Here is a 26298-nt window from a genome sequence, read left to right as displayed (position 1 = left end):
GTCGTGCCGAAGTATTTCGGATTCCGACGGACGGGATGCGGCTTTTTCATATCCGGGAGGTGTGTGCGCCATGACGGCGCCGGCTGTGACCGATAATCGATGAAGATAATAAGGTATGCGTCAAGGAGGCGCCATGCGCATAGGACAAGGATTCGACGCCCATCGGTTCTCGGATGATCCGGAACGGGAGTTGTGGCTTGCGGGACTGGTCTGGCCGGACGACGGTCCCGGCATCGAAGGCGATTCCGATGGCGACGTCGCCGCGCATGCGCTGATCGACGCGTTGCTCGCGGCGGCGGGACTCGGCGACATCGGATCGTTGTTCGGTGTGGGGCGGCATGCCCGCGGGGCAGGCATGCACGGCGCCGCCATGCTGCGTGAGACGGCGGACCTGCTGCGCCGGAACGGGTTCGTTCCATCCAGCGCCTCCGTCGCCGTCATCGGCAACCGTCCGAAGATCGGTCCCCGGAGGGACGATGCCGCCGAGGCGTTGTCCGCGGCGGTGAGATGCCCGGTCTCGGTGACCGCCACCACCACAGACCGCATGGGGTTCACCGGACGGGGCGAAGGTATCGCGGCCGTGGCCAGCGCTCTGGTGGACGAAGAAGCCTCGGACTCCCGTCGATGATCGCTCGATAACCGCCGGAAGATGCCGGATCGTCCGGGTCTTCCGGGCTTTTCGTCCGGGAATTCTTGTGCTGACAGGTTCTCGGTGCAAGGAATCCCGGACAATGTGCCCGGTTTCCGGGATTTCTTACGCTGACTGGTTCCCAGTGCAATGATTCCCGGAGGTTCGTCCCGGTTTCCGGGTTTTCTTGTGCTGGCGGTGTCTCAGCGCAAGAAATCCCGGAGGTTCGTCCCGGTTTCCGGGATTTCTTACGCTGACTGGTTCCCAGTGCAATGATTCCCGGGGTTCGTCGTTTGTTCCGGGAATCCTTGTGTTGGCGGTGTCTCGGTGCAACAAAACCCGGAGATTGAAGCTGTGCTCCGGGAAACCTTGTGCTGGCGGTGTCTCAGCGCAACAATTCCCGGACGTTGTTCAGCGGATTTTCGGCACGCCGGCTTCGGAAAGTCTGGCCTCCAGACGTGCGGTGGTTCTCACGTCCTCGAAGAACAGATGCATGATGGTGGAGACGCCTTGCTCTGTGAGTGAGTGCTCTCTTCGACGCTCGTAGTTCAATTTCGCTTGCAGACTCGCACGATGGGGATTGCTGGCGTCAACGTATTTCGCCATGCCATCGTATTCCGCTACGATGATACGCCCATCGGCGAGTCGCCAGCAGAAATCGACACGGTACGGCATCCCGGGGTTATCGGGGTTGGTGAATTCCACTTGGAGTGACGGTTCGGCATATCCCAGTTCGATGATGCTGGCGTAGGTCCAGGATTCGCCGCCGTTCTCCCGTCGTGGATCGGCATGTTTCAACAGCTTCGCCACCGATGCCGTATCACAGTTTGTCGTGGGCATCAGCGTTTCGATGTCGGCGATGGCGACATGACCGGCTCGCAGTGCGGAATCATAGATTGCCAGCGCATTGGAGAACGGCATGGCGGCGCAGTCGATAAGCGTTCGTGATGGGGAAGTGACCGCGATTCCGCGAACCTTCTGTCGGGGAACGACGTGCATATAGAGTCGGCGCAATTGTTCGGCGGACCCGTGTCCGGAACCTTTCGGCGATGCGATGATGACCGATCCGTCATGCAGCGCGTAGGAATGCTGATACCCATAGACGCATGCGGCGCTGAGTCCGGCGAACGTCCATTGAGGATGCAGTTCCGCCAACGCGCGAATCATGTGCAGGGAGCATTCCTCGGGGTTGAGCGAGTCCCAATACCTGACATCCGCGAAGAGGTTCGGATACGGTGAAGCCAATTCCAGGGCTTTCACCCGTCTGCGCAAGGCGTGGTAGATTGCGCCTCCGTCTCCTATCGCACAGCGTCGTTCCTGTTCCGCGGCCCTCAGCAGCGCGGTGACTCCTTTGTGTTCTTTCATACCTCGACGCTATGCGCGATCGAATCCCGGTGACAAGCCGATTCGGGCAATGTGGATAACACCCCCCGTATTCGTTGATGTCATTATGGGGGTAGATGGGGGTGTTGCCCGGCCGTATGATGGCTTCCATATGAAGCATTGCGTCTCGGCCTACCTGGGATTGTGGCCGTTGAGCGCCGTGATTCCAGGTAGGCATCCATACCGGTTCCGGTTTTTCTTGTGCTGGTGGTGTCTCAGTGCAAGAAAACCCGGAGATTGAAGCTGTGCTCCGTGAATCCTTGTGCTGGTGGTGTCTCGGCGCAACAATTCCCGGAGGTTCGTCCCGGTTTCCGGGAATTCTTGTGCTGACAGGCTCTCAGTGCAAGGAATCCCGGACAATGTGCCCGGTTTCCGGGATTTCTCGCGCCGAGGGGCTTCTGGTACGTGGAACCCGGACGGTCACCGCCGACGCAGCGAGTCGAACACCTTCGCCACGGCCCAGAACAATGTCGAAATCGTCACGATGACGAAGCTCGGGGGAGCGGGGAACATCGACGCGAACACCAGACCGCCCCAGATGGACGCCAGACAGATTACGGACGCGATGACCATCGCCTTCAGCGGCGAGGCGGCGATGATGTTCGCGGCGGCCGCCGGCGTGATGACCAGCGCGAAGATGAGCAGCGTGCCCACGGCGGGCACGGCGATGGTGATGACGCCCGCCATGATCGCCATGAACGCGACGTTCATCCAGCCGATAGGCACGCCCTTGGCCTGGGCCACCTGTTCGTCGAGCGAGCTGAACAACAGAGGGCGGTAGATCACCGCCAACACCGCCAGCAGCAGGACGTCGAACACGGCGAATCCGGCGATCTGGGCATCGGTGATGGTGAGGATCGAACCGAACAGGATCGACTGCATCTGCTGGGACGCGGACGAGGAGAGTCTCGCGAAGAAGAGGCCGAGGCCTGTGGCGAACGCGAGCACGGTGCCGGTGGCGATCTCGCGTTCGGAGACGCGTTTGCCGAGCGCGCCGATGACGAGCGCCCCGCCCAGGGCGAACGCGCCGAGTCCGAGCGAGACCGGAAGGCCCAGCAGCACCGCCCCGGTGGCACCGGGCAAGCCGATGTGCGCCAGCGCGTGCGCGGCGAACGTGGAGTGTCGGGCGATGGTGAAGTAGCCCATCACGCCGGCCGCGAACGCGATGCACAGGCCGGCGAGGAACGCGTTCGTCATGAACGGCGCGGTGAGCGTGTCCAGCCAGTTGGGGTCGAAGCTGAAATCGATATGGCTCATGTCGTCTTCTCCTTGCCGTTCCCTATCGTTCCTGCGGGCCGTCCGCCGTGGGGGCCGCCGTCGTCCCGGCGTGATGCATGGACGGCGTGTGCGCATGGTGGTGCAGCTCCGCCACTTCGGATGCGGGATGCATGTCCATCGGCTGTCCTTCGGGCTCGTCGGACGACGGTGTGACGAACATGTCGCCCTGGGGCGTGGTGACGACCTGCACGTTCGTGCCGTACAGGTGGGTGAGCAGCTTGGAGTCGAGCACCTTGCGCATGTCCGCGTAGTGGGGGTGCCCGTCGAGCAGGTAGACGGCGCCGGTGAGGATGGGCAGCAGCATGTTGAGGTCGTGCGCCACCACCTGGATGGTCATGCCGAGTTCCTGGTTGAGGCGGGCGAGCAGGTGCGCCACCGCGCGCTGTGAGGCGAGGTCGAGGTTGGCGAGCGGTTCGTCGAGCATGAGCAGCTGCGGATCGGAGACGATGGCCTGCGCGATGGCGACGCGTTGGCGCAGGCCTCCGGAGAGTTCGGAGAGGCGGTAGCGCGCCTTGTCGTCGATGCCGACGAACGCCATGGCCTGCCGTGCGCGGGCTTTCTGCGCCTTGGTGACCGGATGGATGCCGAACCGCGTGCCGGTCAGCCCCAGCAGCACCGACTGCTCCGCGGTGAGGTTCGAGTCGATGTCTGAGGTGTAGCTCTGCGGCACGTATCCGATGAGCCGGTTCGCCTCGCCGGCCGGACGTCCGAGCACCGTGACCGAGCCCGAAGCGAGCGGCAGCAGTCCCAGTTCCGCCTTCATCATCGTGGTCTTGCCGGTGCCGTTCGTGCCGACGATGGCCGTGACCGAGCCGGTGGGGATGGCGAAGTCGCCATGCTGCCAGATGGTCCTGTCGCCGCGGCGTACGGCGGCGTTGCGAAAGACGATGGCGTCGCGCGTCCCGTCCATGTGCGGTCCTTCCCGAGTGATGCTGCTTATCGCCTCGGATTATCGCAAATGATGTTGACAACCGTTCTCAATTGTGGGCCGATGGTCGCGTGGCGCCCATGCGTGCCGATGGGTCATGGGTCCAACGGGTCATGCGGCGATTGCATTGGGTTCCATCGCGGCCATGCGCTGGACCGACGTCGGTTCCGGTATGTCATGCGGTCCCGGGGGACTGTACGGGCGACTTGACTCGCCGTGCGGCGGATTTTCCGGCAAGTCGACGCACGGCGCCCCGATGTCGTAGGCCCTCGGTCCGTCACTTGCCGGGATCGGTCTGTCCGGCGTTGGAGCCGTCGTCGCCCGTGGTCGTGCAGTCTCCCGTGCCGTCCCCGTTGGAGCAGCCGGAGCCGTCGGCGTCCGCGGTCGAGCCGTCCGTGCCGTCCGATTCGGTCGATTCGTCCTGTGTCGTGCCGTCGTTCCCGCCGGTGTCGGCGTCGTCGCCGTCCTGCGTGGTGCCGTCCGGATCGTCCATGTCGTAGTCCGGGTCGACGGCGGTGAAGAGCTCCTCGACGAGCTTTCCGATCCAATCGGTGAGTGTGTTGTACTTCGCGGGCATCTGCTCGCTCACGTCCACCACCGGCACGTCGGAGCGTCCGGCCGTGCCGACGAGCATGTTCGTGGCGTCCGAGGCCTCCTGCGAGTTGTTCACCAGCACGTCCATCCCGTGGTCCTCGATGAGCGACTGGAAGGTCTGCAGGTCAGCGGGCGCTATCTCGCCGCCGTTCGCCACGGCCTGGGCGTACGCCTTCGGCGTCCGGTCCTCGAACGACATGTCGCTCATCAGGTAGTAGACCACCGCCTCGGTGGCGCCGTACGAAAGGTCCTTGTGGCGGGAGCTGAAGTCGTCCATCGCCTGGTCGAGCGCCTTCTCGCGCTTCTGCCATGCCTTGAGACGAGTCTCGAACGCCTTGCGCTTCTTCGGTCGGGCCTTGGAGAACGCGTTCGCCAGTTCCTTCGCCATGCCTTTGCGCGCGTCCTTCGAGAACCACAGGTGCGGGTTGTCGCCGTCCATGGCCCCCACGATCTGCGCTGCGGAGACCAGCGTGGAGTCCGGCCCGCGCGTCTTCGTGGCCCAGGAGTCGTATCCGGCGCCGTTCGCCACCACGACCTCCGCCTTGCTCAGCGTGGCCAGATCGGAGGTTTTCGGTTCGAAGTCATGCGCGTCCACGCCGGTGGAGGACAGTATGGAGGTCACCTTCACGTCCTTGCCGCCGATCTCCGCGGCGAGCGAGCCCCACTGGTTCACGGAGGCGACCACGTCGATCGCGCCGGTCTTCGCGGCGACGTCGTCGCCGGTATCGCCGGACGTGCCCGCTCCGCATGCGGCGACGGCGAACGCCATCGCGGCGGACAGCAGCAGGGCGGCGCCCCGTCTCGCCGCGCGGCCGATCCCCGTATGCAACCGTCCGTCCATGGATCCCGCCTTTCATCGTCCGCGGCCGGCCGTTCCCGCCTCCGCGGCCCGTCCTCGTCGAAACCGATACGTTACCTCATCGTAGTACCGTCCGGACCCATCACGCACATCCGACGACCTCGTGAAGGAGAACCGCATGTCCACGAAACTCGACGGCAAAGCCGTGTCCGCACAGATCAAGGCCGACCTCAAGGAGCGGGTCGAACGGCTCAAGGCGGCCGGCATCGAACCCGGTCTGGGCACGCTGCTGGTCGGATCCGATCCCGGATCGGTCAAGTACGTGGCCGGCAAGCACGCCGACTGCGCCGAGGTGGGCATCCGCTCCATCAAGCACGAGCTGCCCGCCGACGCCACCTTCGAGGACATCGCGGCCGTGGTGAGGGACATGAACGAGGACCCGGCGTGCACCGGCTACATCGTTCAGCTGCCGCTGCCCAAGGGCATCGACGAGAACGCGATCATCGATCTCATCGACCCGGCCAAGGACGCCGACGGCATGCACCCGTACAACCTGGGCGAGCTCGTACTGCATGTGCGCGAGGACGTGACGACCCCGCTGCCGTGCACGCCGCGCGGCTGCATCGAACTGCTCAAGGCGTACGACATCGACCTCGACGGCAAGGAGGTGTGCGTGCTCGGCCGCGGCATCACCATCGGCCGCACCGTGGGACTCATGCTCACGCGTCGTGCCGTCAATGCCACCGTCACCCTGTGCCACACCGGCACGCGCGACGTGGTCGACCACATGCGCCGCGCCGACGTGATCGTCGCCGCGATGGGCTCCGCCGGGTTCGTCAAGCCGGACATGATCAAGGACGGCGCCGTCCTGCTCGACGTCGGCGTCTCCCGCGTCTTCGACGAGGAGGCCGGCCGCTGGCGAGTGAAGGGCGACATCGACAAGGCCTGCCATGAGAAGGCCTCCGCCTACTCGCCGAACCCTGGCGGCGTCGGCCCGATGACCCGCGCGATGCTGCTCGCGAACGTCGTCGAGATGGCGGAGCGGCGGCTGAAGGCCTGAGGGTGCGACACGCCTGAAATTTTGGGCATGGCTGAAGGTATGGTTAGAGCTCGTATGTCTGAAGGGGCATGCGGGCATAACTGAATATCGAGTAACTATCCATCCAACTATTAGAAACCATATATCTACATGGCAGAGAACAACACTGAGGTCACCAAGGTCGCCATCAACGACATCGGCACCGAAGAGGACTTCATCAAGGCAGTCGATTCCACCATCAAGAACTTCGATGATGGTGATCTGGTCGAGGGTACCGTCGTCAAGATCGATCACGACGAGGTCCTCCTGGATATCGGCTACAAGACCGAGGGTGTGATTCCCTCCCGCGAGCTTTCCATCAAGAAGGACGTCGATCCGGACGAGGTCGTCGAGGTCGGCGATACCGTCGAGGCCCTTGTCGTCACCAAGGAAGACAAGGAAGGCCGTCTGATCCTGTCCAAGAAGCGCGCCCAGTACGAGCGCGCCTGGGGCGACATCGAGAAGATCAAGGAAGCCGACGGCGTCGTCGAGGGCACCGTCATCGAAGCCGTCAAGGGCGGCCTCATCGTGGACATCGGCCTGCGTGGCTTCCTGCCGGCCTCCCTGGTCGAGATGCGTCGCGTGCGCGACCTGTCCCCGTACATCGGCCAGAAGATCCAGGCCAAGATCCTCGAGCTCGACAAGAACCGCAACAACGTGGTCCTGTCCCGTCGCCAGTACCTCGAGGAGACCCAGTCCGAGGTGCGCGAGACCTTCCTGTCCCAGCTCAAGAAGGGCCAGATCCGCGAAGGCGTCGTGTCCTCCATCGTCAACTTCGGCGCGTTCGTCGATCTCGGCGGTGTCGACGGCCTCATCCACGTCTCCGAGCTGTCCTGGAAGCACATCGACCACCCGTCCGAGGTCGTCAAGGTCGGCGACAAGGTCACCGTCGAGGTCCTCGACGTCGATTTGGACCGCGAGCGCATCTCCCTGTCGCTCAAGGCCACCCAGGAGGATCCGTGGCAGCGCTTCGCCCGCACCCACGTCCCCGGCCAGATCGTCAAGGGCAAGGTCACCAAGATCGTCCAGTTCGGCGTGTTCATCTCCGTCGAGGACGGCATCGAGGGCCTGGTGCACATCTCCGAGCTCGCCAACCGTCACGTCGAGAACCCGGAGACCGTGGTCAAGCCGGGCGAGATCGTGTTCGTCAAGGTGATTGACGTCGATCTCGATCGTCGCCGCATCTCCCTGTCCCTCAAGCAGGCCAACGACTCCGTCGATCCGGCCTCCGAGGACTTCGATCCGGCGCTCTACGGCATGCCGGCCGAGTACGACGACGAGGGCAACTACAAGTACCCCGAAGGCTTCGACCCGAACACCAACGAGTGGATCGCTGGCTACGAGAAGCAGCGCGAGGAGTGGGAGTCCCAGTACGCGGCCGCCCACCAGCTGTGGGAGGAGCACAAGGAGTTCGTGGCCAAGGAGCTCGAGCACGCGGAGGAGTCCGCCGCGGCCGACGGCCAGGGCCCGAAGGAGGAGAAGGTCGAGGAAGTGTCCAACTACTCCTCCGACAACACCTCCACCGGCACGCTCGCCGACTCCGATCAGCTCGCCGCCCTGCGCGACCAGCTGCTTGGCAAGTGAGTCCTTCCCCCACGGGATTGATCTCACGGCGTAACGCCTGATGCGAAGGTCCCCGGTTCCCCTGTGGAGCCGGGGACCTTCGTCGTTGTCGTACGAGGGTTCGGTTCGTAAGGTTCCGTGTTTCGAGAGGAGAGGCATGCGGAAATGATCCGCATCGGATTGACGGGCGGGATCGCCGCCGGCAAGAGCACGGTGGCGGCGCGGCTGCGGGATTTAGGCGCCGTGCATATCGACTACGACGCGATTGCCCACGCGATTACCGCGCCCGGGGGAGCGGCGCTGCCGGCGATCGCGCGCGCGTTCGGCGCCGACGCCATCGCCGCGGACGGTTCGCTCGACCGCGCATGGATGGCCGCCCATGTGTTCGGCGCCGAGGCCGCCCCGGGCGCGCGCGAACGGCTCGACGCCATCGAACACCCGATCATCTACGACGAGGCGCGACGGTGGGAGGAACACGCCGTCGCGGCGGCCCGGGACGTCGCGCGGGAATCGGGGGAACGACCGATCGTCGTCGTGCACGACGTGCCGCTGCTCGCCGAAGTGATTGACGACATCCCGTTCCGCTTCGACCACATCGTCACCGTCGAGGCGCCGGAGGCAACCCGCATCGCACGCATGGAACGCACGCGCGGCATGACGCGAGGACAGGCCGAAGCGCGCATCCGCCACCAGTCGACGCGCGCCGAACGCGAGGCGATCGCCGATACCGTCATCGACTCAACGCAATCCATCGAACGGATGTTCGACGAGGTTGATAGGCTGTACGCGGCATGGAGCGCCGAACGGAAGGGGCAGTGATGGGATTCGACATCGAACGCACGAACAGGCCGTTCGTCGTCAAATCACCGTACCAGCCGAGCGGCGACCAGCCGCAGGCCATCGATGAGCTCGCCGCACGCATCGAGAACGGCGAGAACGACGTCGTGCTCATGGGCGCCACCGGCACCGGCAAGACCGCCACCACCGCGTGGCTCATCGAACGGCTCCAACGCCCCACGCTCATCATCGAACCGAACAAGACGCTGGCCGCGCAGCTGTGCGCCGAATTCCGCGAGCTCATGCCGGACAACGCCGTCAGCTACTTCGTGAGCTACTACGACTACTACCAGCCGGAAGCCTACATCCCGCAGACCGATACGTACATCGAGAAGGACTCGAACATCAACGACGACGTGGAGCGTCTGCGCCACCAGGCCACCGCCAACCTCCTCACCCGACGGGACTGCGTGGTCGTCGCCACCGTCTCCTGCATCTACGGCCTCGGCACCCCCGAGGAGTACGCCGGGCGCATGCTGCTGCTCAAGGTGGGCCAGCAGATCGATCGCGACGACCTGCTGCGCAGATTCGTCGCCATGCAGTACAAGCGCAACGACATCGCGTTCACGCGCGGAACGTTCCGCGTGCGCGGCGACACCGTCGAGATCATCCCCGTGTACGAGGAGCTCGCCGTGCGCATCGAGTTCTTCGGCGACGAGATCGACCGCATCTCCACCCTCCACCCGCTCACCGGCGACGAGATCGACGAGGAGAACGAGGTCCACATCTTCCCCGCCTCGCACTACGTGGCCGGACCGGAGCGCATGGAACGCGCGCTGAAGACCATCCGCGAGGAGCTCGACGAACGCGTCGCGGAACTGAGGAAGCAGGGCAAGGAGCTCGAGGCGCAGCGTCTCACCATGCGCACCACCTACGATCTGGAGATGCTCACCCAGGTGGGCGTCTGCTCCGGCGTGGAGAACTATTCGCGGCACTTCGACGGGCGCGCGCCCGGCACGCCGCCGCACACGCTGCTCGACTTCTTCCCCGACGACTTCCTGCTCGTCATCGACGAAAGCCACGTGACCGTCCCGCAGATCGGCGCCATGTACGAGGGCGACGCCTCGCGCAAGCGCACGCTCGTCGAGCACGGGTTCCGTCTGCCCTCCGCGATGGACAACCGTCCGCTCAAATGGCCCGAGTTCCTCCAGCGCGTGGGCCAGACCGTCTACCTGTCCGCCACGCCCGGCGACTACGAGCTCGGCCTGTCCGACGGCGTGGTCGAGCAGATCATCCGCCCCACCGGCCTGCTCGACCCGAAGGTGGAGGTGCGCCCCACCGAAGGGCAGATCGACGACCTGCTCGCCGAGATCAAGGACCGCGTAGCCAGGCATGAGCGAACGCTCGTCACCACGCTCACCAAGAAGATGGCCGAGGACCTCACCGACTACCTCATCGAGCAGGGCGTCAAGGTCGAATACCTCCACTCCGACGTGGACACGTTGCGCCGCGTGGAGCTGCTGCGCATGCTGCGCGAAGGCAAGATCGACGTGCTCGTCGGCATCAACCTGCTGCGCGAGGGCCTCGACCTGCCGGAGGTGTCGCTCGTGGCGATCCTCGACGCCGACAAGGAGGGCTTCCTGCGGTCCTACCGGTCCCTCATCCAGACCATCGGCCGCGCCGCCCGCAACGTGTCCGGCACCGTCATCATGTACGCGGACGACGTCACCGAGGCGATGCGCAAGGCCATCGGCGAGACCGAACGCCGCCGCGCGAAGCAGATCGCGTACAACAAGGAGCATGGCATCGACCCGAAGCCGCTCATCAAGAAGATCAGCGACGTCAACGACATGCTCGCCAAGGAGGACGTGGACACCGCCACGCTGCTCGAAGGCGGCTACCGCAACGCCGGCAAGGCGGGCAACACGCATCTCGGCGTGCCCGCGTTCGACGCCGGCGAGGCGGACAGGCGGCATGAGGAGATCCTCAAGGCGGGCCTGCCCGCACAGGACCTCGCCGACCTCATCCGCCAGCTCAGCGAGCAGATGCACACCGCCGCCGAACAGCTCCAGTTCGAGCTCGCGGCGCGTCTGCGCGACGAGATCCGCGACCTCAAGAAGGAGCTGCGGCAGATGACCGAGGCGGGCAAGTAGGGGAGACGGTAGAAGTAGAGGCGTCATTTTAGGGTAGGGAACCATGGCCGAAACCCCACTTGCATTTGAAATCGCCACGTTCGTGGTGCTTGCCCTGTTCTTCATCGTCGACCTGTTCATCATCGGGCGCCGACCGCACGTGCCCTCCACCAAGGAGTGCGTGCAGCACATCGCCTTCTTCGTGGTGATGGCGTTGATCTTCGGCGGCTGCATCTGGTACTTTGCCGGGTCGAAGCCGGCCATCGAGTTCTATTCCGGATGGCTCACCGAATACTCGCTGTCCATCGACAACCTGTTCGTGTTCGTCATCATCATGGCGAACTTCGCCGTGCCCAAGCAGATCCAGAAATACGTGCTGTCCGTGGGCATCACCATCGCGCTGATCTTCCGCGGCTGCTTCATCCTCATCGGCGCCGCGCTCGTCAGCCGGTTCACCTGGGTGTTCTTCATCTTCGGCGCCTTCCTCATCTACACCGCCGTCAAGCTCGTGCTCGGCGGGGACGATGACGAGGAGTACCAGGAGAACGGCATCATCCGGACCCTGCGCAAGGTGATCCGCATCACCGACGAATACGACGGCGAGAAGCTCAGGACCACGCGCAACGGCATGCGCTACTGGACGCCGATGCTCATCGTGTTCCTCACCATCGGCACCACCGACGTGATGTTCGCGTTCGATTCGATTCCGGCCATCTTCGGCCTGACCAAGGACCCGTTCCTGGTGTTCACCTCGAACGTGTTCGCCCTGCTGGGCCTCCAGCAGCTGTACTTCCTGCTGGGCGCGCTGCTCGACAAGCTCGTCTACCTGCCGGTGGGCCTGTCCATCGTGCTCGGCTTCATCGGCGTCAAGCTCGTCATGGAGGCGCTGCACGGCAACACCCTGCCGTTCATCAACGGCGGCCATGGCGTGCATTGGGTGCCCGAGGTGCCGACGTGGCTGTCCCTCGCGGTGATCGTCGTCGCCATCGGCGGGGCCGCGCTCGCCTCGGTCGTCAAGATGCGTGCCGTGGAGGGCTCGAAGGCCGAGTGACGCCGGCGTGCGGGCGCGTGCGGAGAACGCCGCCCGCATATTAGTGAACGGACTGGGAACGCTCACGGAACACCCTGTGAAAAGGGTTGTTCCGTGAGCGTTCTCAGTATTGGGGAACTTGGGGTGTGAGCGCTAACAACACACCGGCGGAAAAAGTGGAACGAAACGACGAACGCGGGTACACTGATGCATGGAAATCGGAGCCAATCCGGCCCCGTCCGTTGCAAAGTTAGGAATAGGCAACATGCGCAAAGCCAAGATCGTCGATACCATCGGCCCCGCCAGCGAGTCGCTCGAAGGCATCACCAGCCTCGTCGAAGCCGGCATGGATGTGGCCCGTCTGAACCGCTCTCACGGCACGCCGGAGGACCACCTCAAGGTCTACAACAACGTGCGTCAGGCCTCCAAGGCCGCCGGCCGCAACGTGGCCGTGCTGGTCGACCTGCAGGGTCCGAAGATCCGCTGCGGCTGGTTCAAGAAGAACGCCGAGGGCGAGGACAAGGTCGAGCTCAAGGAAGGCCAGGAGTTCGTCATCACCACCGACGACGTCGAGGGCGACGAGCACATCACCTCCACCACCTTCAAGGGTCTGCCGGGCGACTGCCACCCGGGCGACCCGATCCTCATCGACGACGGCAAGGTCCGTCTCGAGGTCACCAAGGTCGAGGGTAACAACGTCCACACCAAGGTCGTCGTCGCCGGCCCTGTGTCCTCCCACAAGGGCATCAACCTGCCGGGCGTTGCCGTCTCCCTGCCGGCCCTGACCGAGAAGGACGAGGAGGACCTGCGCTGGGCCATCCGCACCGGCGCCGACATCATCGCCATGTCCTTCGTGCGTTTCGCCACCGACATCGACCGCGCCCACGAGATCATGGACGAGGAAGGCCGCCGCATCCCGATCGTCGCCAAGATCGAGAAGCCGCAGGCCCTCGAGAACCTCGAGGACATCGTCAAGACCTTCGACGGCATCATGGCCGCCCGTGGCGACATGGCCGTCGAGTGCCCGCTCGAGGAGGTCCCGCTGGCCACCAAGCGCATCATCGAGCTGTCCCGCCAGTACGCCAAGCCGGTCATCGTGGCCACCGAGGTCCTGGGCTCCATGGTCCACTCCCCGGTCCCGTCCCGCGCCGAGGCCTCCGACTGCGCCAACGCCGTCCTCGACGGCGCCGACGCCACCATGACCTCCAACGAGACCGCCGTCGGCGAGTACCCGGCCGTCACCGTGGCCACCATGTCCCGCATCTCCGGCTTCGCCACCGAGCACGGCTTCGACCGCATCCCGGACCTCAAGAACCTGGACATGTCCTCCACCGGCGCCGTCTCCTCCGCCGCCGTCGACCTGGCCGACAAGCTCAACGCCAAGGCCATCGTCGCCTACACCCAGACCGGCAACACCGTGCACCGCGTCTCCCGCGAGCGTCCGGCCGCCCCGATCTACGGCATCACCAACAACGAGCACACCTACCACTGGCTGGCCCTCTCCTGGGGCACCGAGGCGTTCCTGCTCGACGAGGACTACCACGACAAGTCCCGCAAGGACCTGATGATCTTCACCGACAAGCTGCTGCGCGACACCGGCAAGGTCGTCAACGGCGACAAGATCGTCATCCTGAGCTCCGCCCAGGGCGAGCACCAGCCGGGCAGCACCGACTCCATCTACGTCCACACCGTGGGTGCCTGCGACTGATTCCGTCAGTCCGGTGCATGAGCCGGTGAGGGCCGGAGCCGGGTGAATCTCGGACCGGCCCTCCTATGCGAGACCCCTCTCCGCGACATGTCGCGGAGAGGGGTCTCGCCGTATGCGCGGAGCACACGGAAAGGATACGAATAATCCCCGCAATCATTGGAATCGCGGGGATTGTCAGTCGTGCCCTCGGTGGGACTCGAACCCACACTGCGCAGATTTTGAGGCTGCTTCCTCTACCAATTGGGATACGAGGGCATCCGTGCCTTCCAAGGAACGCACCCGACATACATTAGCACATGATCCGCGGCCGTCGACGTCGGCATGCCATCAGCGTGGCACCGACGCGGAAAGACATCGCGACCTACAATGAGAAAGGGGTTTCCGACAACAGGAACGACCGTCAGGAGGGACCATGACCGACAAGACCCATCGCCCGTTCGACCCGTGGCGTCCGGCTCCGCTCAAGGAGGAGTCGCGTACGCAGGTGCTGACGAGCCACTACTTCAACGTCGACCGCGTCAATTTCGAATCGCCGCAGGCCGGCAATATCCAACGCACCGTCGTCCACGTGAACAACGGCGACGCCGTCGCCGTCGCCGCCCTCACCGACGACGGACGCATTCCGCTGGTCGAACAGTACCGCATCCCCATCCACCGCTGGACGCTGGAGATCCCCGGCGGACACGCGAACACCCCGGACGAACGGCCCCTCGACATCGCCAAGCGCAAACTCCGCGAGGAGGTCGGCTACGAGGCCGCCGACATCCGCCAGGTGGCCCGGTACGTGAACACCCCTGGATTCTCCACGCAGTACACGTCGCTGTACTATGCCACCGGACTGACCGCGGTCCCGGACGACCTGACGCAGATCGGACCGGAGACGCCGCGCTCCGAGGTGCGGCTGTACACGATCGACGAGGCGTACCGGATGGTCGTCAACGGCACCATCGTGGACGCGAACTCCACCATCGCCATCCTGCGGCTGCGCTGCGGGTTGCCCGACGTGGAAGGACGCTGAACATACACGGACCCGCGTCGCGGGTCCCGGACGGCGATGGACGCACCGCATCCCGTGTCGAAGGGCGATGCGGCCATCGCCGGTATGCGTTAAAATCGCCAAAGGACAATCGAACGACAAGCGAAAGGGACTGGCATGGCCGCTAGGAAGACCGACGATACCGAGCACATGGAGCCCGTGCTCACCGCAGAGGAGCTGGAAGCCGTGGCGCAGGGCGACATCGAACCCAAGACCGAGACCGAGGAGGCCCCCGCCGAGGACCGCAAGCGCAGGGTCGTCGTCGCCGAGGACGAATCGGTGAACCGCATGGACCTGGTCGGCATGCTCGAGGACAACGGCTACGAGGTCGTCGGCGAGGCCGCCAACGGCGAGGAGGCCGTCGAACTCACCCGCGCCAAGCGCCCCGACGTGGTGTGCATGGACGTCAAGATGCCGCGCATGGACGGCATCACCGCCGCCGGCATCATCTGCGACGAGAACATCGCCCCCGTGGTGATGCTCACCGCGTTCTCCCAGCCCGACCTGGTGAAGAAGTCCACCGGCGCCGGCGCCATGGCCTACGTCACCAAGCCGTACGAGGAGTCCAAGCTCATCCCGGCGCTCGAGGTGGCCATGGGCCGCTTCGCCGAGATCAACGATCTGCTCGACAACGTCGAACGCAGCGAGAGCAAGCTCAAGGAGACCAAGGAGGAGCTCGCCAAGGCCCAGGCCGACCTGCAGAAGGCCCAGGACACCCTCGAGGAGCGCAAGCTCGTCGACCGCGCCAAGGGACTGCTCATGGACAAGGCCGACTTCTCCGAGCAGGGCGCCTTCCGCTGGATTCAGAAGACCTCCATGGACCAGCGCATCCCCAAGAAGCGCCTCGCCATGGCCATCATCGCGAAGTACGGCGATCCGAAGCCGGCCCGGGACGAACACTGATTGGGCTCCATGGCGGATACCGAATCCAATAACTCCAAGAAGACGCGCGGAACGCTGCTGGTCGTCGACGGCCACTCGCTGGCGTTCCGCGCGTTCTTCGCTCTGCCCGTCGAGAACTTCTCCACGGCCTCCGGACAGGCCACCAACGCCGTCTGGGGATTCGCCACGATGCTCTCCCAGGTCATCGACGCGGAGAAGCCGGACCACCTCGCCGTCGCCTTCGATGTGAAGGGCGGCACCTTCCGCAACACGCTGCTGCCGCAATACAAGGGCACGCGCGACGCCGCACCCGAGGAGCTGCTCACCCAGCTGCCCCTCATCCAGCGGATGCTCGCCGCGCTCGGCGTCACGTACATCGAGAAGCCCGGCTATGAGGGCGACGACGTCATCGGCACGCTCGCCACGATGGGCGAGCATGCCGGCTACCACACGCTCGTACTGTCCGGCGACCGCGATGCGTTCCAGCTCATCGACGACGACGTCACCGTGCTCTACCCGGGGCACCATTTCAAGGACCTCAAGCACATGACGCCGGAGGCGGTGGTGGCCAAATACAAGGTGACCCCGCAGCAGTACCCGGACTTGGCCGCGCTGCGCGGCGAGACCGCCGACAACATCCCCGGCGTGCCCGGCGTGGGCGACGGGTTCGCCGCCAAATGGATCAACCTGTACGGGTCGCTCGACGGCATCGTGGAGCACGCCGACGAGATCGGCGGCAAGAAGGGCGAGGCCCTGCGTGCCAACATCGACCAGGTGCTGCTCAACCGCAAGGTCAACGCGCTCGTGCGCGACGTCGACCTCGGCGTCGACATCGACGACCTCACCTTCGGCACGCCCGACGCCGGCAAAGTCGACGAGCTGTTCCGCGAACTCGAATTCGGTTCGCGCACGAAGAGCCGCATCCTCAAGACGTTCAACGGCGGACGCCCCGCATCCGCGAAGGCGACCGGAGCCCCGGGCACCGCCTCGGCATCCGCCGATGCAACCGCAGCACCCACGGAATCCGCGCTCGACGTCCCCGAAGCGGAGCATGCCGCGGACCCGGCAGCCATCGAGGCGTGGGAACACACGATTCCGCCGTCCGCGCGCGTGACGCTGCAAGCGGAGGGCGACGCCCGTCCGGGCCGCGCCTCGCTCAAGGCGATCGCCCTGCTCGCCGACGCGGCCGGGGACGACGCACCGGCGTCCGCGCTGGTCGTCGAGGCGCCCTTCGGCGAGGACGTCGCCGACGCGCTGTCGCAACTGCTGAAACGCCATGCCGGCACCCTCGCCGTGCACGGCTACAAGGAGCACCTGCACCTGCTCGCCGCAGGCGGGGCGGACCTGCCTCGGCCCGCGTTCGACACCAAACTCGCCGGATACCTGATCCGACCCGACTTCCACGCCGACACGCTCGAACAGGCCGCGGCCCAGTTCCTCGACCTGCACGTGGAGGACGAGGAGAAGCCCAAGGCCACGCAGGGACTGCTCGACTTCGACGCCGAACCCGACGGCGGGGACGCCGAGGCCGGCGACGGGAACGACGACGGCCGCGCGGCCGCCGACCGCATCCTGCTGCGCCACGCCGCCATCGTCAGAGCGCTGGCACGCGACCTCGCGCCCAAGCTCGCGGAACGCGAGCAGACCACGCTCCTCGCCGACATCGAACTGCCCGTCTCCGAGGTGCTGTACGGCATGGAGAACGAGGGCGCGAGCGTCGACATGCGCCGCCTCGACGGCATGCGTGACGCGTTCGCGGCCGACGCCGAGCAGGCGCAGCGCATCGCATGGGACAACGCCGGCTCGCGCGTCAACCTGCAGAGCCCCAAGCAGCTCGCCAAGGTGCTGTTCGAAGACATGGGCCTCAAACCCACCAAACGCACCAAGTCCGGCTCGTACACCACCAACGCGGACGCCCTGCAGACGCTCTACGTGCGCAACGCGGACGACGAGCGCGCCAGCGGGTTCCTCGGCGCCCTGCTGCGCCACCGCGAGACCAACAAGCTCAGGCAGATCGTCGCCACCCTCCTCGACGCCGTCAACCCCACGGACGGGCGCATCCACACCACGTTTGAACAGACCGTGGCCGCCACCGGGCGTCTGAGCTCCGTGGACCCGAACCTGCAGAACATCCCCAACCGCAACGCGGCCGGTCGTGAGATCCGCTCCGCGTTCGTGCCGGGGGAGGGCTTCGTCTCGCTCATGAGTTGCGACTACTCGCAGGTCGAGCTGCGCATCATGGCGCACCTGTCCGGCGACGAGGCGCTCATCGAGGCGTTCAGAAGCGGCGCCGACTTCCACCGGTACGTGGCCAGCCTCGTCTACCAGCTGCCCGTCGACGAGATCAGCGCCGACCAGCGCAGCCACGTGAAGGCCATGAGCTACGGGCTCGCCTACGGATTGAGCACCTACGGCCTGTCCCAGCAGCTCAAGATCAGCCCCGGCGAGGCGGAGGCCCTCAAGGCCAAGTACTTCGCCACGTTCGGCAAGGTCCACGACTTCCTCGAATCCTGCGTGGCCCGGGCGCGCGAGCGCGGCTACACCGAGACGATGTTCGGCCGCCGCCGCTACTTCCCGGCGCTGAGGTCCACGAACCGCGTGGCCAGGGACGCCGCCGAGCGCGCCGCCCTCAACGCGCCCATCCAGGGCACGGCCGCGGACATCATGAAGATCGCGATGGTCAGGGCCGACGGCGCGCTGCGCGGGGCCGGACTGGCCAGCCGCATCATCCTGCAGATCCACGACGAACTCGTCGTGGAGATCGCGCCGGGCGAGGAGGAGCAGGTCACCAGACTCGTACGCGACGCCATGGAGGGCGCGGTCCGGCTCGACGTGCCGCTGGACGTGTCCACCGGCATCGGCCCCGACTGGCAGCTCGCCGCCCACTGACCGCGCCGCCGCGTCCAGACACGTCCCGGCGCATGAAAGGAGCATGACACCCATGCCGAACCTCAACCAGGTCGTCGACGTCCTCCAGACGCTGTACCCGCTGCGGTACGCCGAGGAATGGGACGAACCCGGCCTCATCGTGGGCGACCTCACGCGGCCCGTCACGCGGATCGCGTTCGCCGCCGACCCCACCATCGGCGTCGTCGACGAGGCGATCCGGTGGGGAGCCGACCTGCTCGTCACCCACCATCCGCTGTTCTTCCGCTCCGTGCACCAGGTGTCCGGTCTGGGGCCGCGCGGCGACATCGTGAACCGGCTCAACCGCGCCGGATGCGCCCTGTGGGTGGGACACACCAACGCCGACGCCGCGGTGCGCGGCGTCGCCGAGGCGGCCGCCGACGGCTTCGGCCTGACCGACACGCGCCCGCTCGTGCCCATCGCCGACGACACGGCGCCGCACGCCGTGGGATTGGGCCGCGTGGGCCGGCTCGCGGAACCGGTCACGTTCGCCGCGTTCGCGCGGCGCGTGTACGACGCGCTGCCCATCGCCACCGCGCTCGGCGTGCAGGCGTGCGGCGACCCCGACGCGCAGGTCCGCACCGTGGCCGTGCTGCCCGGATCCGGCGACTCCATGTTCGACGACGTACGCGCCAGCGGCGCCGACGTGTACGTGACCAGCGACCTGAGACACCATCCCGTCACCGACGCCATCGAACAGGCGCGGTACGAGGCGCGGATGCGGGGCGAGGGCGTCGCGCTCGGACACGGCGACGCCGCCGTCCGGCCGATGTTCGTCAACACGCCGCACTCGGCCATCGAATCGATGTGGTTCCGGTACGCCGTCGACGACGTCGTCGACGCCGTCGAACAGGCGACCGGCGTACGGCCGGACGTCAACTGGATACGCCGCAACACCGATCCGTGGACGTTCGCCATCCACGACGACGCGACGGGGGAGGGGCGCGCATGAGCGGGCGCGGACCGGCGCGACACGACGGGACGGACGCGGTCCCTCGCACCCTCGACGCCAGCTCCGACGGCATCGACATGGACGTGCCCGCCATCGTGCTCGACAGTCGCGAGGTGTACCGTGGCGCCATCTTCCACGTCGACGACATGACCATCGGTCTGACACGCAACGACGGCGGACTGACGCGCATCAGACGCCAGGTGCTCCGCCACGCGCCCTGCGTCGTCATGCTCGTGCACGACGTCGCCACGGACCGGTACCTCATCGAACGCGAATACCGGGCCGGCAGTGACATCTACGCCTACGGCCTTCCCGCGGGGCTCATGGACGACGGCGAGACCGTCCGGCAGGCGGCCCTGCGCGAACTCGCCGAGGAGACCGGCGTGACGCCCGCGGACCCGCAGGCCATGCGCATCGACCACGTCGGCGACTACTACTCGTCCGAGGGCATGACCGACGAACTCGCGCACATCATGGTCATCCACCTCGACGCGTGGACGAGCGTGCCGCGACGGTTCGACCCCGACGAGCACGTCGAATCCGCATGGGTGGACTGGGACACGCTCACGGCGACGCGCGTCACCGCATCCAACTCGATCATCGCCATCCAGCACGAGACCATCAGACGGCTCGCCCGTAACGCCGCATGACGGCGAACCGATACCCAAAATTCATGCAACAATACGAATCCGCACATATGGAGGTGCGATACTGGTGAACATGCAGATACGACCAGGTCTAACCTATCCGTTCGGCGCCAGCTACGACGGCGCCGGCGTGAACTTCGCCCTGTTCTCCCAAGTGGCCGACAGCGTGGAATTGTGCCTGTTCGACGAGGACGACAACGAGACGCGCATCCGGATGACCGAGCAGAACTCCTACATCTGGCACAACTACATCCCGGGCATCCAGCCCGGACAGCGCTACGGCTACCGCGTGCACGGCCCCTACGACCCCGACCAGGGTCTGCGCTGCAACCCTGCCAAGCTCCTGCTCGACCCCTACGCCAAGGCCATCGAAGGCAACATCGACGGCGACGAGAGCCTGTTCTCCTACCGGTTCTCCTCACCGGACGACACCGGCATCATCAACGACCTCGACTCCGCCCCCCACACCATGAAGTCCGTGGTGGTCAACCCCTACTTCGACTGGGGCAACGACCAGCATCCGCGCATCCCCTACCACGATTCCGTGATCTACGAGGCGCACGTGCGCGGCATGACCAACCTCAACAAGGACGTGCCGCCGGACATCCGCGGCACCTACGCGGGCCTCGCCTACCCGACGGTCATCGAATACCTCAAGAAGCTCGGCGTGACCGCCATCGAGCTCATGCCGATCCACCAGTTCGTCAACGACTCGTTCCTCCAGGAGAAGGGACTGTCGAACTACTGGGGCTACAACACCATCGGGTTCTTCGCGCCGCACAACGCGTACTCGTCGGCGGGGGAGCAGGGACAGCAGGTCAACGAGTTCAAGTCGATGGTCAAGGCCTATCACCAGGCCGGCATGGAGGTCATCCTCGACGTGGTGTACAACCACACCGCCGAAGGCAACCACATGGGCCCCACGCTGAGCTTCAAGGGCATCGACAACCGCGCCTACTACCGTCTCGTCGACAACGACCAGCGGCACTACTTCGACACCACCGGCACCGGCAACTCCCTGCTCATGCGCTCGCCGCACGCGCTGCAGCTCATCACCGACTCGCTGCGCTACTGGGTGTCCGAGATGCACGTCGACGGGTTCCGCTTCGATCTGGCCGCCACCCTGGCCCGCCAGTTCCAGGAGGTCGACAAACTCTCCGCGTTCTTCGACATCGTCGAACAGGACCCGATTATCAGCCGCGTCAAGCTCATCGCCGAGCCCTGGGACCTCGGCTCCGGCGGCTACCAGGTGGGCGGCTTCCCCTCCAGCTGGTCCGAATGGAACGGACGCTACCGCGACACCGTGCGTGATTTCTGGCGCTCGCAGCCGTCCACGCTGCCTGAATTCGCCTCGCGCCTCATGGGCTCGTCCGACCTGTACCAGATGAACGGACGCCGACCGGTGGCCTCGGTCAACTTCATCACCGCGCACGACGGTTTCACGATGAACGACCTCGTCTCCTACAACGGCAAGCACAACGACGCCAACGGCGAAGGCAACCGCGACGGCGAAAGCAACAACCGTTCGTGGAACTGCGGCGTGGAGGGTCCCACCAGGATCCCCGACGTCAACGACCTGCGCCAGCGCCAGATGCGCAACATGTTCTCCACGCTGCTGGTCAGCCAGGGCATCCCCATGATCTGCGGCGGCGACGAGGTGGAGCGCACGCAGCAGGGCAACAACAACGCCTACTGCCAAGACAACGAGATCTCCTGGACCGACTGGGACCTCGACGGCGACCGCAAGGACATGCTCGAGTTCGTCTCCAAGCTCATCCACCTGCGTCTCGAGCATCCGGTGCTCCACCGGCGCCGCTTCTTCTCCGGACGCGAGCAGGGCGACGGCCCCGAGAAGATCCCGCAGGTCGAATGGTTCGACCACACCGGCTCCATCATGGACATGGCCGACTGGCAGAACACGCACGCGTTCTCGATGATGGTGTACCTCAACGGCTCCGACATCCCCGAGCTCGACTACTACGGCAACCCGATGGTCGACAACGACTTCATCCTCATCTTCAACGCGCACTACGAGCCCATCCAGTTCACGCTGCCCGACGAGCACTACGGGCACAAGTGGAAGCTCATCGTGGATACGCACAACCCCAAGGGCCCCGTGCTCAACTATGAGGCGGGCTTCTCCATCACCGCGCAGTCGCGCAGCTTCATGCTGCTCATGAGTGCACAGAAGCCGGAGCAGCCTCGCAACTTCTGACGGCCGGATGGCGTCGGCGGCGCGTCCGAGCCGACGCCATCGGCGTGTCACCGGTTTGACGTCGGCCGAAGCTGTGGTAATGTACTCACTCGTTGCCTCAGCGACACCTGCCCGGGTGGCGGAATGGTAGACGCGCTAGCTTGAGGTGCTAGTGCCTATTTTTAACAGGCGTACGGGTTCAAGTCCCGTCTCGGGCACAAATTGAGACCCCGTGGTTCCGAAGGGAGCCACGGGGTCTTTCGTCATATCCTCGCCATATCCGTGCGTGGAATTGCCACCGGCGGGTGGCGACGCCCATTCCACGCCGGCGGCCGGCATACGGCCCGTCAGGCGAGCGCGTCCTTGATGCCGCCGACGAAGTCGTCGAGGTCGTCGGGCTTACGCGAGGTGATGAGACGCCAACCGTTCGCGTCGTCGACGGTCAGCGGCCTGTCGACGTACCTGCCGCCCGCGTTCTCGATGTCCGCGGCGATGTAGCGGCACGGCGACGCGGTCTTGCCAGCGATGAGCCCCGCGTTGACGAGCAGCCATGCGCCGTGGCAGATCGCGGCGATCGGCTTGCCTTCGTGCGCGAACTCCTGGGCGAGCGCGATCGCGTCCTCGTTCACGCGGATGCGGTCGACGTTGCAGGTGCCGCCGGGCACGACAAGCAGGTCATAGTCGGCGGCCTGCACGTCGGACAGGCGCGTGTCCGGCGTGAGCGTCTCGCCCTCGTAGCGGTCGTGCTCCACGGTCTCGCACGGGTCGAGCGTGGTGGCGGCGAGCGTGACCTCGGCGCCCGCGGCCTTCAGGTCGCGCAGCGGGCGGGTCAGTTCCGTCTCCTCGATGCCCCAGTTGTTCACGATGATCAGCACCTTGGCATTCTCCACTGCCATGGGTTCCTCCTTGACGACGATGTTCGCTGATGCGTCTCCATTATGCCGCGTCCGAACGGGCCCGGGCGGAATCGGCGTCACATACGGCAGAGGTCCCGCATCCGTTCGGATGCGGGACCTCTGCAATACAGGTCGGGCCAGCGGGATTTGAACCCGCGACATCCTGCTCCCAAAGCAGGCGCGCTACCAAGCTGCGCTATGGCCCGTCGTGCCGGCATCGCGCAGGCACAATCAGCCATTGTACAATACAGGTGGCCGCGACGCCACGGAACGGCGCCACGGAACGGCGCCACGGAACGACGGCACGGCACGTCGGCGCGGCACGACGACGAAACGACGGAAGAGGCGGACAACCGATGGAACGCATGGCGGAACGCATGGCGGAACGCATGGTCATGGGACGCCACCAGCGCGCCGAAACCGGCGGCCTCATCGCGTTCATCCTCTGCGCGTTCGCCGGTGCGACCGGCATGAACCTCTATCTGGAATACGCGTCCGCCATCTGGCAGGTCTCCCAGCGGCGCTTCACCGTCTGCGCCGGCATCGTGGCCGGATGCGCCGTCCTGTCCTTCTGCATCGGTTACATCAGCAATTCCCGTTCCATGACACTGAGGAACGGGTGGTTCGCCCCCATCCGCCGCATCATCGAGACGCTCGCGTTGTCCACCGTGTACGCGGCCACCACGTTCCTTTCCACGTTCGCGCTGCTCGCCGCCATCAACGCGGTGATGGGCACCCTGTTCGCCGGCTACATGTCGTCCGTGTGCGCCGCGTTCGCCGGCATGGTGGGATACATGACGTTCGTGCAGGCGCAGATGATGAGCGCCAAGACGCTCGCCTCCCTGCTGCCGTTCTTCGTGGTGTCCGGCGTGAGCGTGGCGGGCCTGACCACCGACGACCCGTACTGGTATCACAACAACTTCTCCCAGTTGGGCGACCGCACCACGTTCGCCGCGACCATGTTCAACTCCACGCTCATGCTCGCCGGCGTGTGCGTCATCATCGTCAGCTACTTCGCCGTCTCCGAACTGCTCACCATCGAACGGCTCATGCGCCTGTGGCATGACCGCACGCGTGACGATCCGAACCGCGGCTACGACATCCCGCACTTCGCCGCGCGCATCGTCATCCTCAGCGTGCTGCTCACGCTTTCCGGCATCTGCTTCATCGGCATCGGCGCGTTCCGCTACACGCCCCACAACCTGCTGCACAACGTGTTCGCCAAGGGACTGCCGTTCGTCATGCTCGCCCTGTTCCTGCTGCTGCCGTGGCTTGCGCCGCGCATCAGCAGGGTCGTCATGGTCGGCTCGGACCTGGCGGCCCTGCTGTGCGCCGTGTTCTGGGGGAACATGATGCTCGGCCGCAACACGCTCACCAACGTGGAGGCGCTCGCCGGCATGCTGTTCCTGGGCTGGTTCATCGTGTTCTCCCGGCAGATCGCCGCCATCGAGGCGGACCGTGTGGCCATGGAGCTCGCGCACGCGCAGGTCGGGGGAGGCCCCGCGCCCGCCGACGTCGGGGGGCCGTCCGCCACGGATGTCCGGGATGTGGCGGACGCGGCGTCGGACGTCCGTGGAACGGTCCGGGCTGCGGGCCGTACGACGGAGCCGCTGCCGGAATCGCGCATCGCCTCCGACCGGTGACGGCGAACGGGACGGCCGCCGTCGGCGCCGTCCGCCCATGACATCCGCCGGTCATTCCCGTCGCCTATCCTTGACGGTGGTTTGTTTCGTTGACGACGGACGGGAGACCGCGGGCGCACGTCGGTGCCCTCCGCGCGGGTGGTCCGTCGGTTCCGCACACGTACGATGAGGCAGTAGGGAGATCGTATGACCGACGTGAAGTCGCCGTCCGCCTTCGAATCCGACGAGTGGCGTTCCGGCATGCCCGATGGGGAGACGACGTCCGTGGAGGAGACCCCCGATGCGGGTCCGGGCTCCCGTCTGTACGTCCCCGATTTCGACGAGCTCGTCGCCCCGGTCGACCTGCCGCGCAGGCGTCCGCCGCTGCCGTGGGTGGTGGGGGCCGTCATCGCCGTCATCGTCGTGGTGGCCGTGGTCGCCGGCGTCATCGTGGTCCGTCCGTTCTCCGCCGTCCGCGCCGCCGACTATTCGGCAGGCACCAGCCAGACCTCCGCCCTGCAGAAGAAGTACGTCGCCGCCTCCACGGCGGTGGATGACGCGTTGTCGTTCCTGTACGCGCAGGACGGCTCGTATGACGCCGACAAGGCCGTCGCGCTCAAGCAGAAGGCCGTGGCCCTGCGCAAGGCGGTGAAGGCGTTCGGGAGCGAACGCGCCATGCGGGACCAGAACGTCGCGGACGCGTACGACGCGTACTCCCGTCAGGCGTTGCATTTCGTGGACCTCGCCACGAATCTCGCCGACTCCGCCAAGCCGCTCTCCGATGCGCTGTCCGTCTGCAACGCCACGCCCAGCGCCACCATCTACGACGACGACTTCACCTCCCAGTACGAGCAGTACATCAGCGCCTGCGGGGAGTCCGTGAAGACCCTCAACAAGGCGCCCGCCAAGGTGGTCACCGACCTGGCCGACACCATGGCCTCCAACCTGAGCTCCATGACCGACATCATCAACCAGATGAAGGGCATCGGCAACGCGTCCTCCCTGTCCTCCGGCTCCTCGCAACTCCAGCAGCTCCAGGACCTCTCCTCCCAGCTCGTCGACCTCGACCTGTCGAGCGGCGCGCTGACCGACTTCAGCGACAAGCTCCGGCAGGCGCGCGACAACGCCGACCCCACGGCGCTGCTCAAGAAGCTCAACACCGTGCTCAAGCAGGGGTACGAGGAGAAGTCCAAGCACTGATTCCCACGACCGGCACCTTGCCGGACGGTTCTGGACGTCATGGCGCCCTCCGCACGCCCGTCCC

General features: G+C 65.7%; 20 protein-coding genes and 3 tRNA genes. 16 read left to right on the top strand and 7 right to left on the bottom strand.

Annotated features, from left to right (window positions below):
- The first annotated feature begins 115 nt into the window (after positions 1 to 115).
- Positions 116 to 628 (top strand): 2-C-methyl-D-erythritol 2,4-cyclodiphosphate synthase, encoded by a 513-nt coding sequence (gene ispF / locus JS531_RS00630; RefSeq protein ID WP_214311192.1) that lies wholly within the window; start codon positions 116 to 118, stop codon positions 626 to 628.
- Between the two features lie 411 nt (positions 629 to 1039).
- Here ispF and JS531_RS00625 read toward each other — a convergent pair whose 3' ends face one another.
- From JS531_RS00625 to JS531_RS00610, 4 genes are all read right to left on the bottom strand, one after another.
- The gene (locus JS531_RS00625; RefSeq protein WP_214311190.1) at positions 1040 to 1993 is read right to left on the bottom strand and encodes a hypothetical protein; all 954 of its coding nucleotides are present in this window, start codon (positions 1991 to 1993) and stop codon (positions 1040 to 1042) included.
- Between the two features lie 438 nt (positions 1994 to 2431).
- Positions 2432 to 3268: a metal ABC transporter permease gene (locus tag JS531_RS00620; protein ID WP_214311188.1), complete on the bottom strand. Its 837-nt coding sequence runs from the start codon at positions 3266 to 3268 to the stop codon at positions 2432 to 2434.
- A 22-nt stretch (positions 3269 to 3290) separates the two neighbouring features.
- Positions 3291 to 4199 carry an ABC transporter ATP-binding protein gene (locus tag JS531_RS00615; RefSeq protein WP_214311186.1) on the bottom strand — a complete coding sequence of 303 codons (909 nt, stop codon included), beginning with the start codon at positions 4197 to 4199 and terminating at the stop codon, positions 3291 to 3293.
- Positions 4200 to 4494: 295 nt separating this feature from the next.
- Positions 4495 to 5652 (bottom strand): zinc ABC transporter substrate-binding protein, encoded by a 1158-nt coding sequence (locus JS531_RS00610; RefSeq protein WP_240541965.1) that lies wholly within the window; start codon positions 5650 to 5652, stop codon positions 4495 to 4497.
- Positions 5653 to 5788: 136 nt separating this feature from the next.
- Here JS531_RS00610 and JS531_RS00605 point away from each other — a divergent pair, with 136 nt between their 5' ends.
- The 6 genes from JS531_RS00605 (at position 5789) to pyk (ending at position 13898) form a co-directional block, all read left to right on the top strand.
- Entirely contained in the window at positions 5789 to 6670 is an 882-nt protein-coding gene (locus tag JS531_RS00605) for a bifunctional methylenetetrahydrofolate dehydrogenase/methenyltetrahydrofolate cyclohydrolase (protein ID WP_214311178.1), read from the top strand.
- Between the two features lie 129 nt (positions 6671 to 6799).
- A complete protein-coding gene (rpsA, locus tag JS531_RS00600) occupies positions 6800 to 8272 on the top strand; it encodes a 30S ribosomal protein S1 (RefSeq protein WP_214311176.1) in 1473 nt (490 codons plus the stop codon).
- Between the two features lie 144 nt (positions 8273 to 8416).
- Positions 8417 to 9070: a dephospho-CoA kinase gene (coaE, locus tag JS531_RS00595; protein WP_214311174.1), complete on the top strand. Its 654-nt coding sequence runs from the start codon at positions 8417 to 8419 to the stop codon at positions 9068 to 9070.
- Entirely contained in the window at positions 9070 to 11181 is a 2112-nt protein-coding gene (uvrB, locus tag JS531_RS00590) for an excinuclease ABC subunit UvrB (RefSeq protein WP_214311172.1), read from the top strand. The genes coaE and uvrB overlap by 1 nt, the downstream gene beginning before the upstream one ends.
- Positions 11182 to 11224: 43 nt before the next feature.
- Positions 11225 to 12211 carry a TerC family protein gene (locus tag JS531_RS00585; RefSeq protein WP_214311170.1) on the top strand — a complete coding sequence of 329 codons (987 nt, stop codon included), beginning with the start codon at positions 11225 to 11227 and terminating at the stop codon, positions 12209 to 12211.
- Positions 12212 to 12455: 244 nt separating this feature from the next.
- On the top strand, positions 12456 to 13898 hold the full coding sequence (gene pyk / locus JS531_RS00580) for a pyruvate kinase (protein WP_214311168.1): 1443 nt from the start codon (positions 12456 to 12458) through the stop codon (positions 13896 to 13898).
- 181 nt (positions 13899 to 14079) lie between these two features.
- Here the strand turns inward: pyk and JS531_RS00575 are convergent.
- Positions 14080 to 14153: transfer RNA gene (locus tag JS531_RS00575), tRNA-Leu, on the bottom strand.
- 157 nt (positions 14154 to 14310) lie between these two features.
- Here JS531_RS00575 and JS531_RS00570 point away from each other — a divergent pair.
- From JS531_RS00570 to JS531_RS00540, 7 genes are all read left to right on the top strand, one after another.
- Positions 14311 to 14916, top strand: a complete 606-nt coding sequence (locus JS531_RS00570) for an NUDIX hydrolase (protein ID WP_214311166.1) — start codon at positions 14311 to 14313, stop codon at positions 14914 to 14916.
- A gap of 135 nt (positions 14917 to 15051) precedes the next feature.
- Positions 15052 to 15837 (top strand): response regulator, encoded by a 786-nt coding sequence (locus JS531_RS00565; protein WP_214311164.1) that lies wholly within the window; start codon positions 15052 to 15054, stop codon positions 15835 to 15837.
- A gap of 9 nt (positions 15838 to 15846) precedes the next feature.
- The gene (gene polA, locus JS531_RS00560) at positions 15847 to 18705 is read left to right on the top strand and encodes a DNA polymerase I (RefSeq protein ID WP_214311162.1); all 2859 of its coding nucleotides are present in this window, start codon (positions 15847 to 15849) and stop codon (positions 18703 to 18705) included.
- A gap of 52 nt (positions 18706 to 18757) precedes the next feature.
- Complete coding sequence (locus JS531_RS00555; protein WP_214311160.1) at positions 18758 to 19675, top strand: Nif3-like dinuclear metal center hexameric protein; 918 nt, start codon at positions 18758 to 18760, stop codon at positions 19673 to 19675.
- Positions 19672 to 20325 carry an NUDIX hydrolase gene (locus JS531_RS00550; protein ID WP_214311158.1) on the top strand — a complete coding sequence of 218 codons (654 nt, stop codon included), beginning with the start codon at positions 19672 to 19674 and terminating at the stop codon, positions 20323 to 20325. Before JS531_RS00555 ends, JS531_RS00550 begins: the two co-directional genes overlap by 4 nt.
- A gap of 70 nt (positions 20326 to 20395) precedes the next feature.
- Positions 20396 to 22537, top strand: a complete 2142-nt coding sequence (gene glgX / locus JS531_RS00545) for a glycogen debranching protein GlgX (protein WP_214311627.1) — start codon at positions 20396 to 20398, stop codon at positions 22535 to 22537.
- 109 nt (positions 22538 to 22646) lie between these two features.
- Positions 22647 to 22734, top strand: a tRNA-Leu gene (locus tag JS531_RS00540).
- Between the two features lie 129 nt (positions 22735 to 22863).
- On the opposite strand, the gene JS531_RS00535 is transcribed toward JS531_RS00540, so the two are convergent.
- Together JS531_RS00535 and JS531_RS00530 are read right to left on the bottom strand one after the other, a co-directional pair.
- A complete protein-coding gene (locus JS531_RS00535; RefSeq protein ID WP_214311156.1) occupies positions 22864 to 23412 on the bottom strand; it encodes a type 1 glutamine amidotransferase domain-containing protein in 549 nt (182 codons plus the stop codon).
- A 132-nt stretch (positions 23413 to 23544) separates the two neighbouring features.
- A tRNA-Pro gene (locus JS531_RS00530) sits at positions 23545 to 23618 on the bottom strand.
- Positions 23619 to 23777: 159 nt separating this feature from the next.
- On the opposite strand from JS531_RS00530, the gene JS531_RS00525 reads away from it, so the two are divergent.
- The gene (locus tag JS531_RS00525; protein WP_214311154.1) at positions 23778 to 25055 is read left to right on the top strand and encodes an ABC transporter permease; all 1278 of its coding nucleotides are present in this window, start codon (positions 23778 to 23780) and stop codon (positions 25053 to 25055) included.
- Positions 25056 to 25241: 186 nt separating this feature from the next.
- Positions 25242 to 26234 carry a hypothetical protein gene (locus JS531_RS00520; RefSeq protein WP_214311152.1) on the top strand — a complete coding sequence of 331 codons (993 nt, stop codon included), beginning with the start codon at positions 25242 to 25244 and terminating at the stop codon, positions 26232 to 26234.
- Positions 26235 to 26298: the final 64 nt, after the last annotated feature.

Origin of the sequence: Bifidobacterium sp. CP2 (assembly GCF_018555635.1) — a bacterium.
GTDB lineage: Bacteria > Actinomycetota > Actinomycetes > Actinomycetales > Bifidobacteriaceae > Bifidobacterium > Bifidobacterium saguinibicoloris.
Note: the sequence above shows the minus strand (reverse complement) of the source record. Positions and strands in the feature narration are given on the sequence as shown.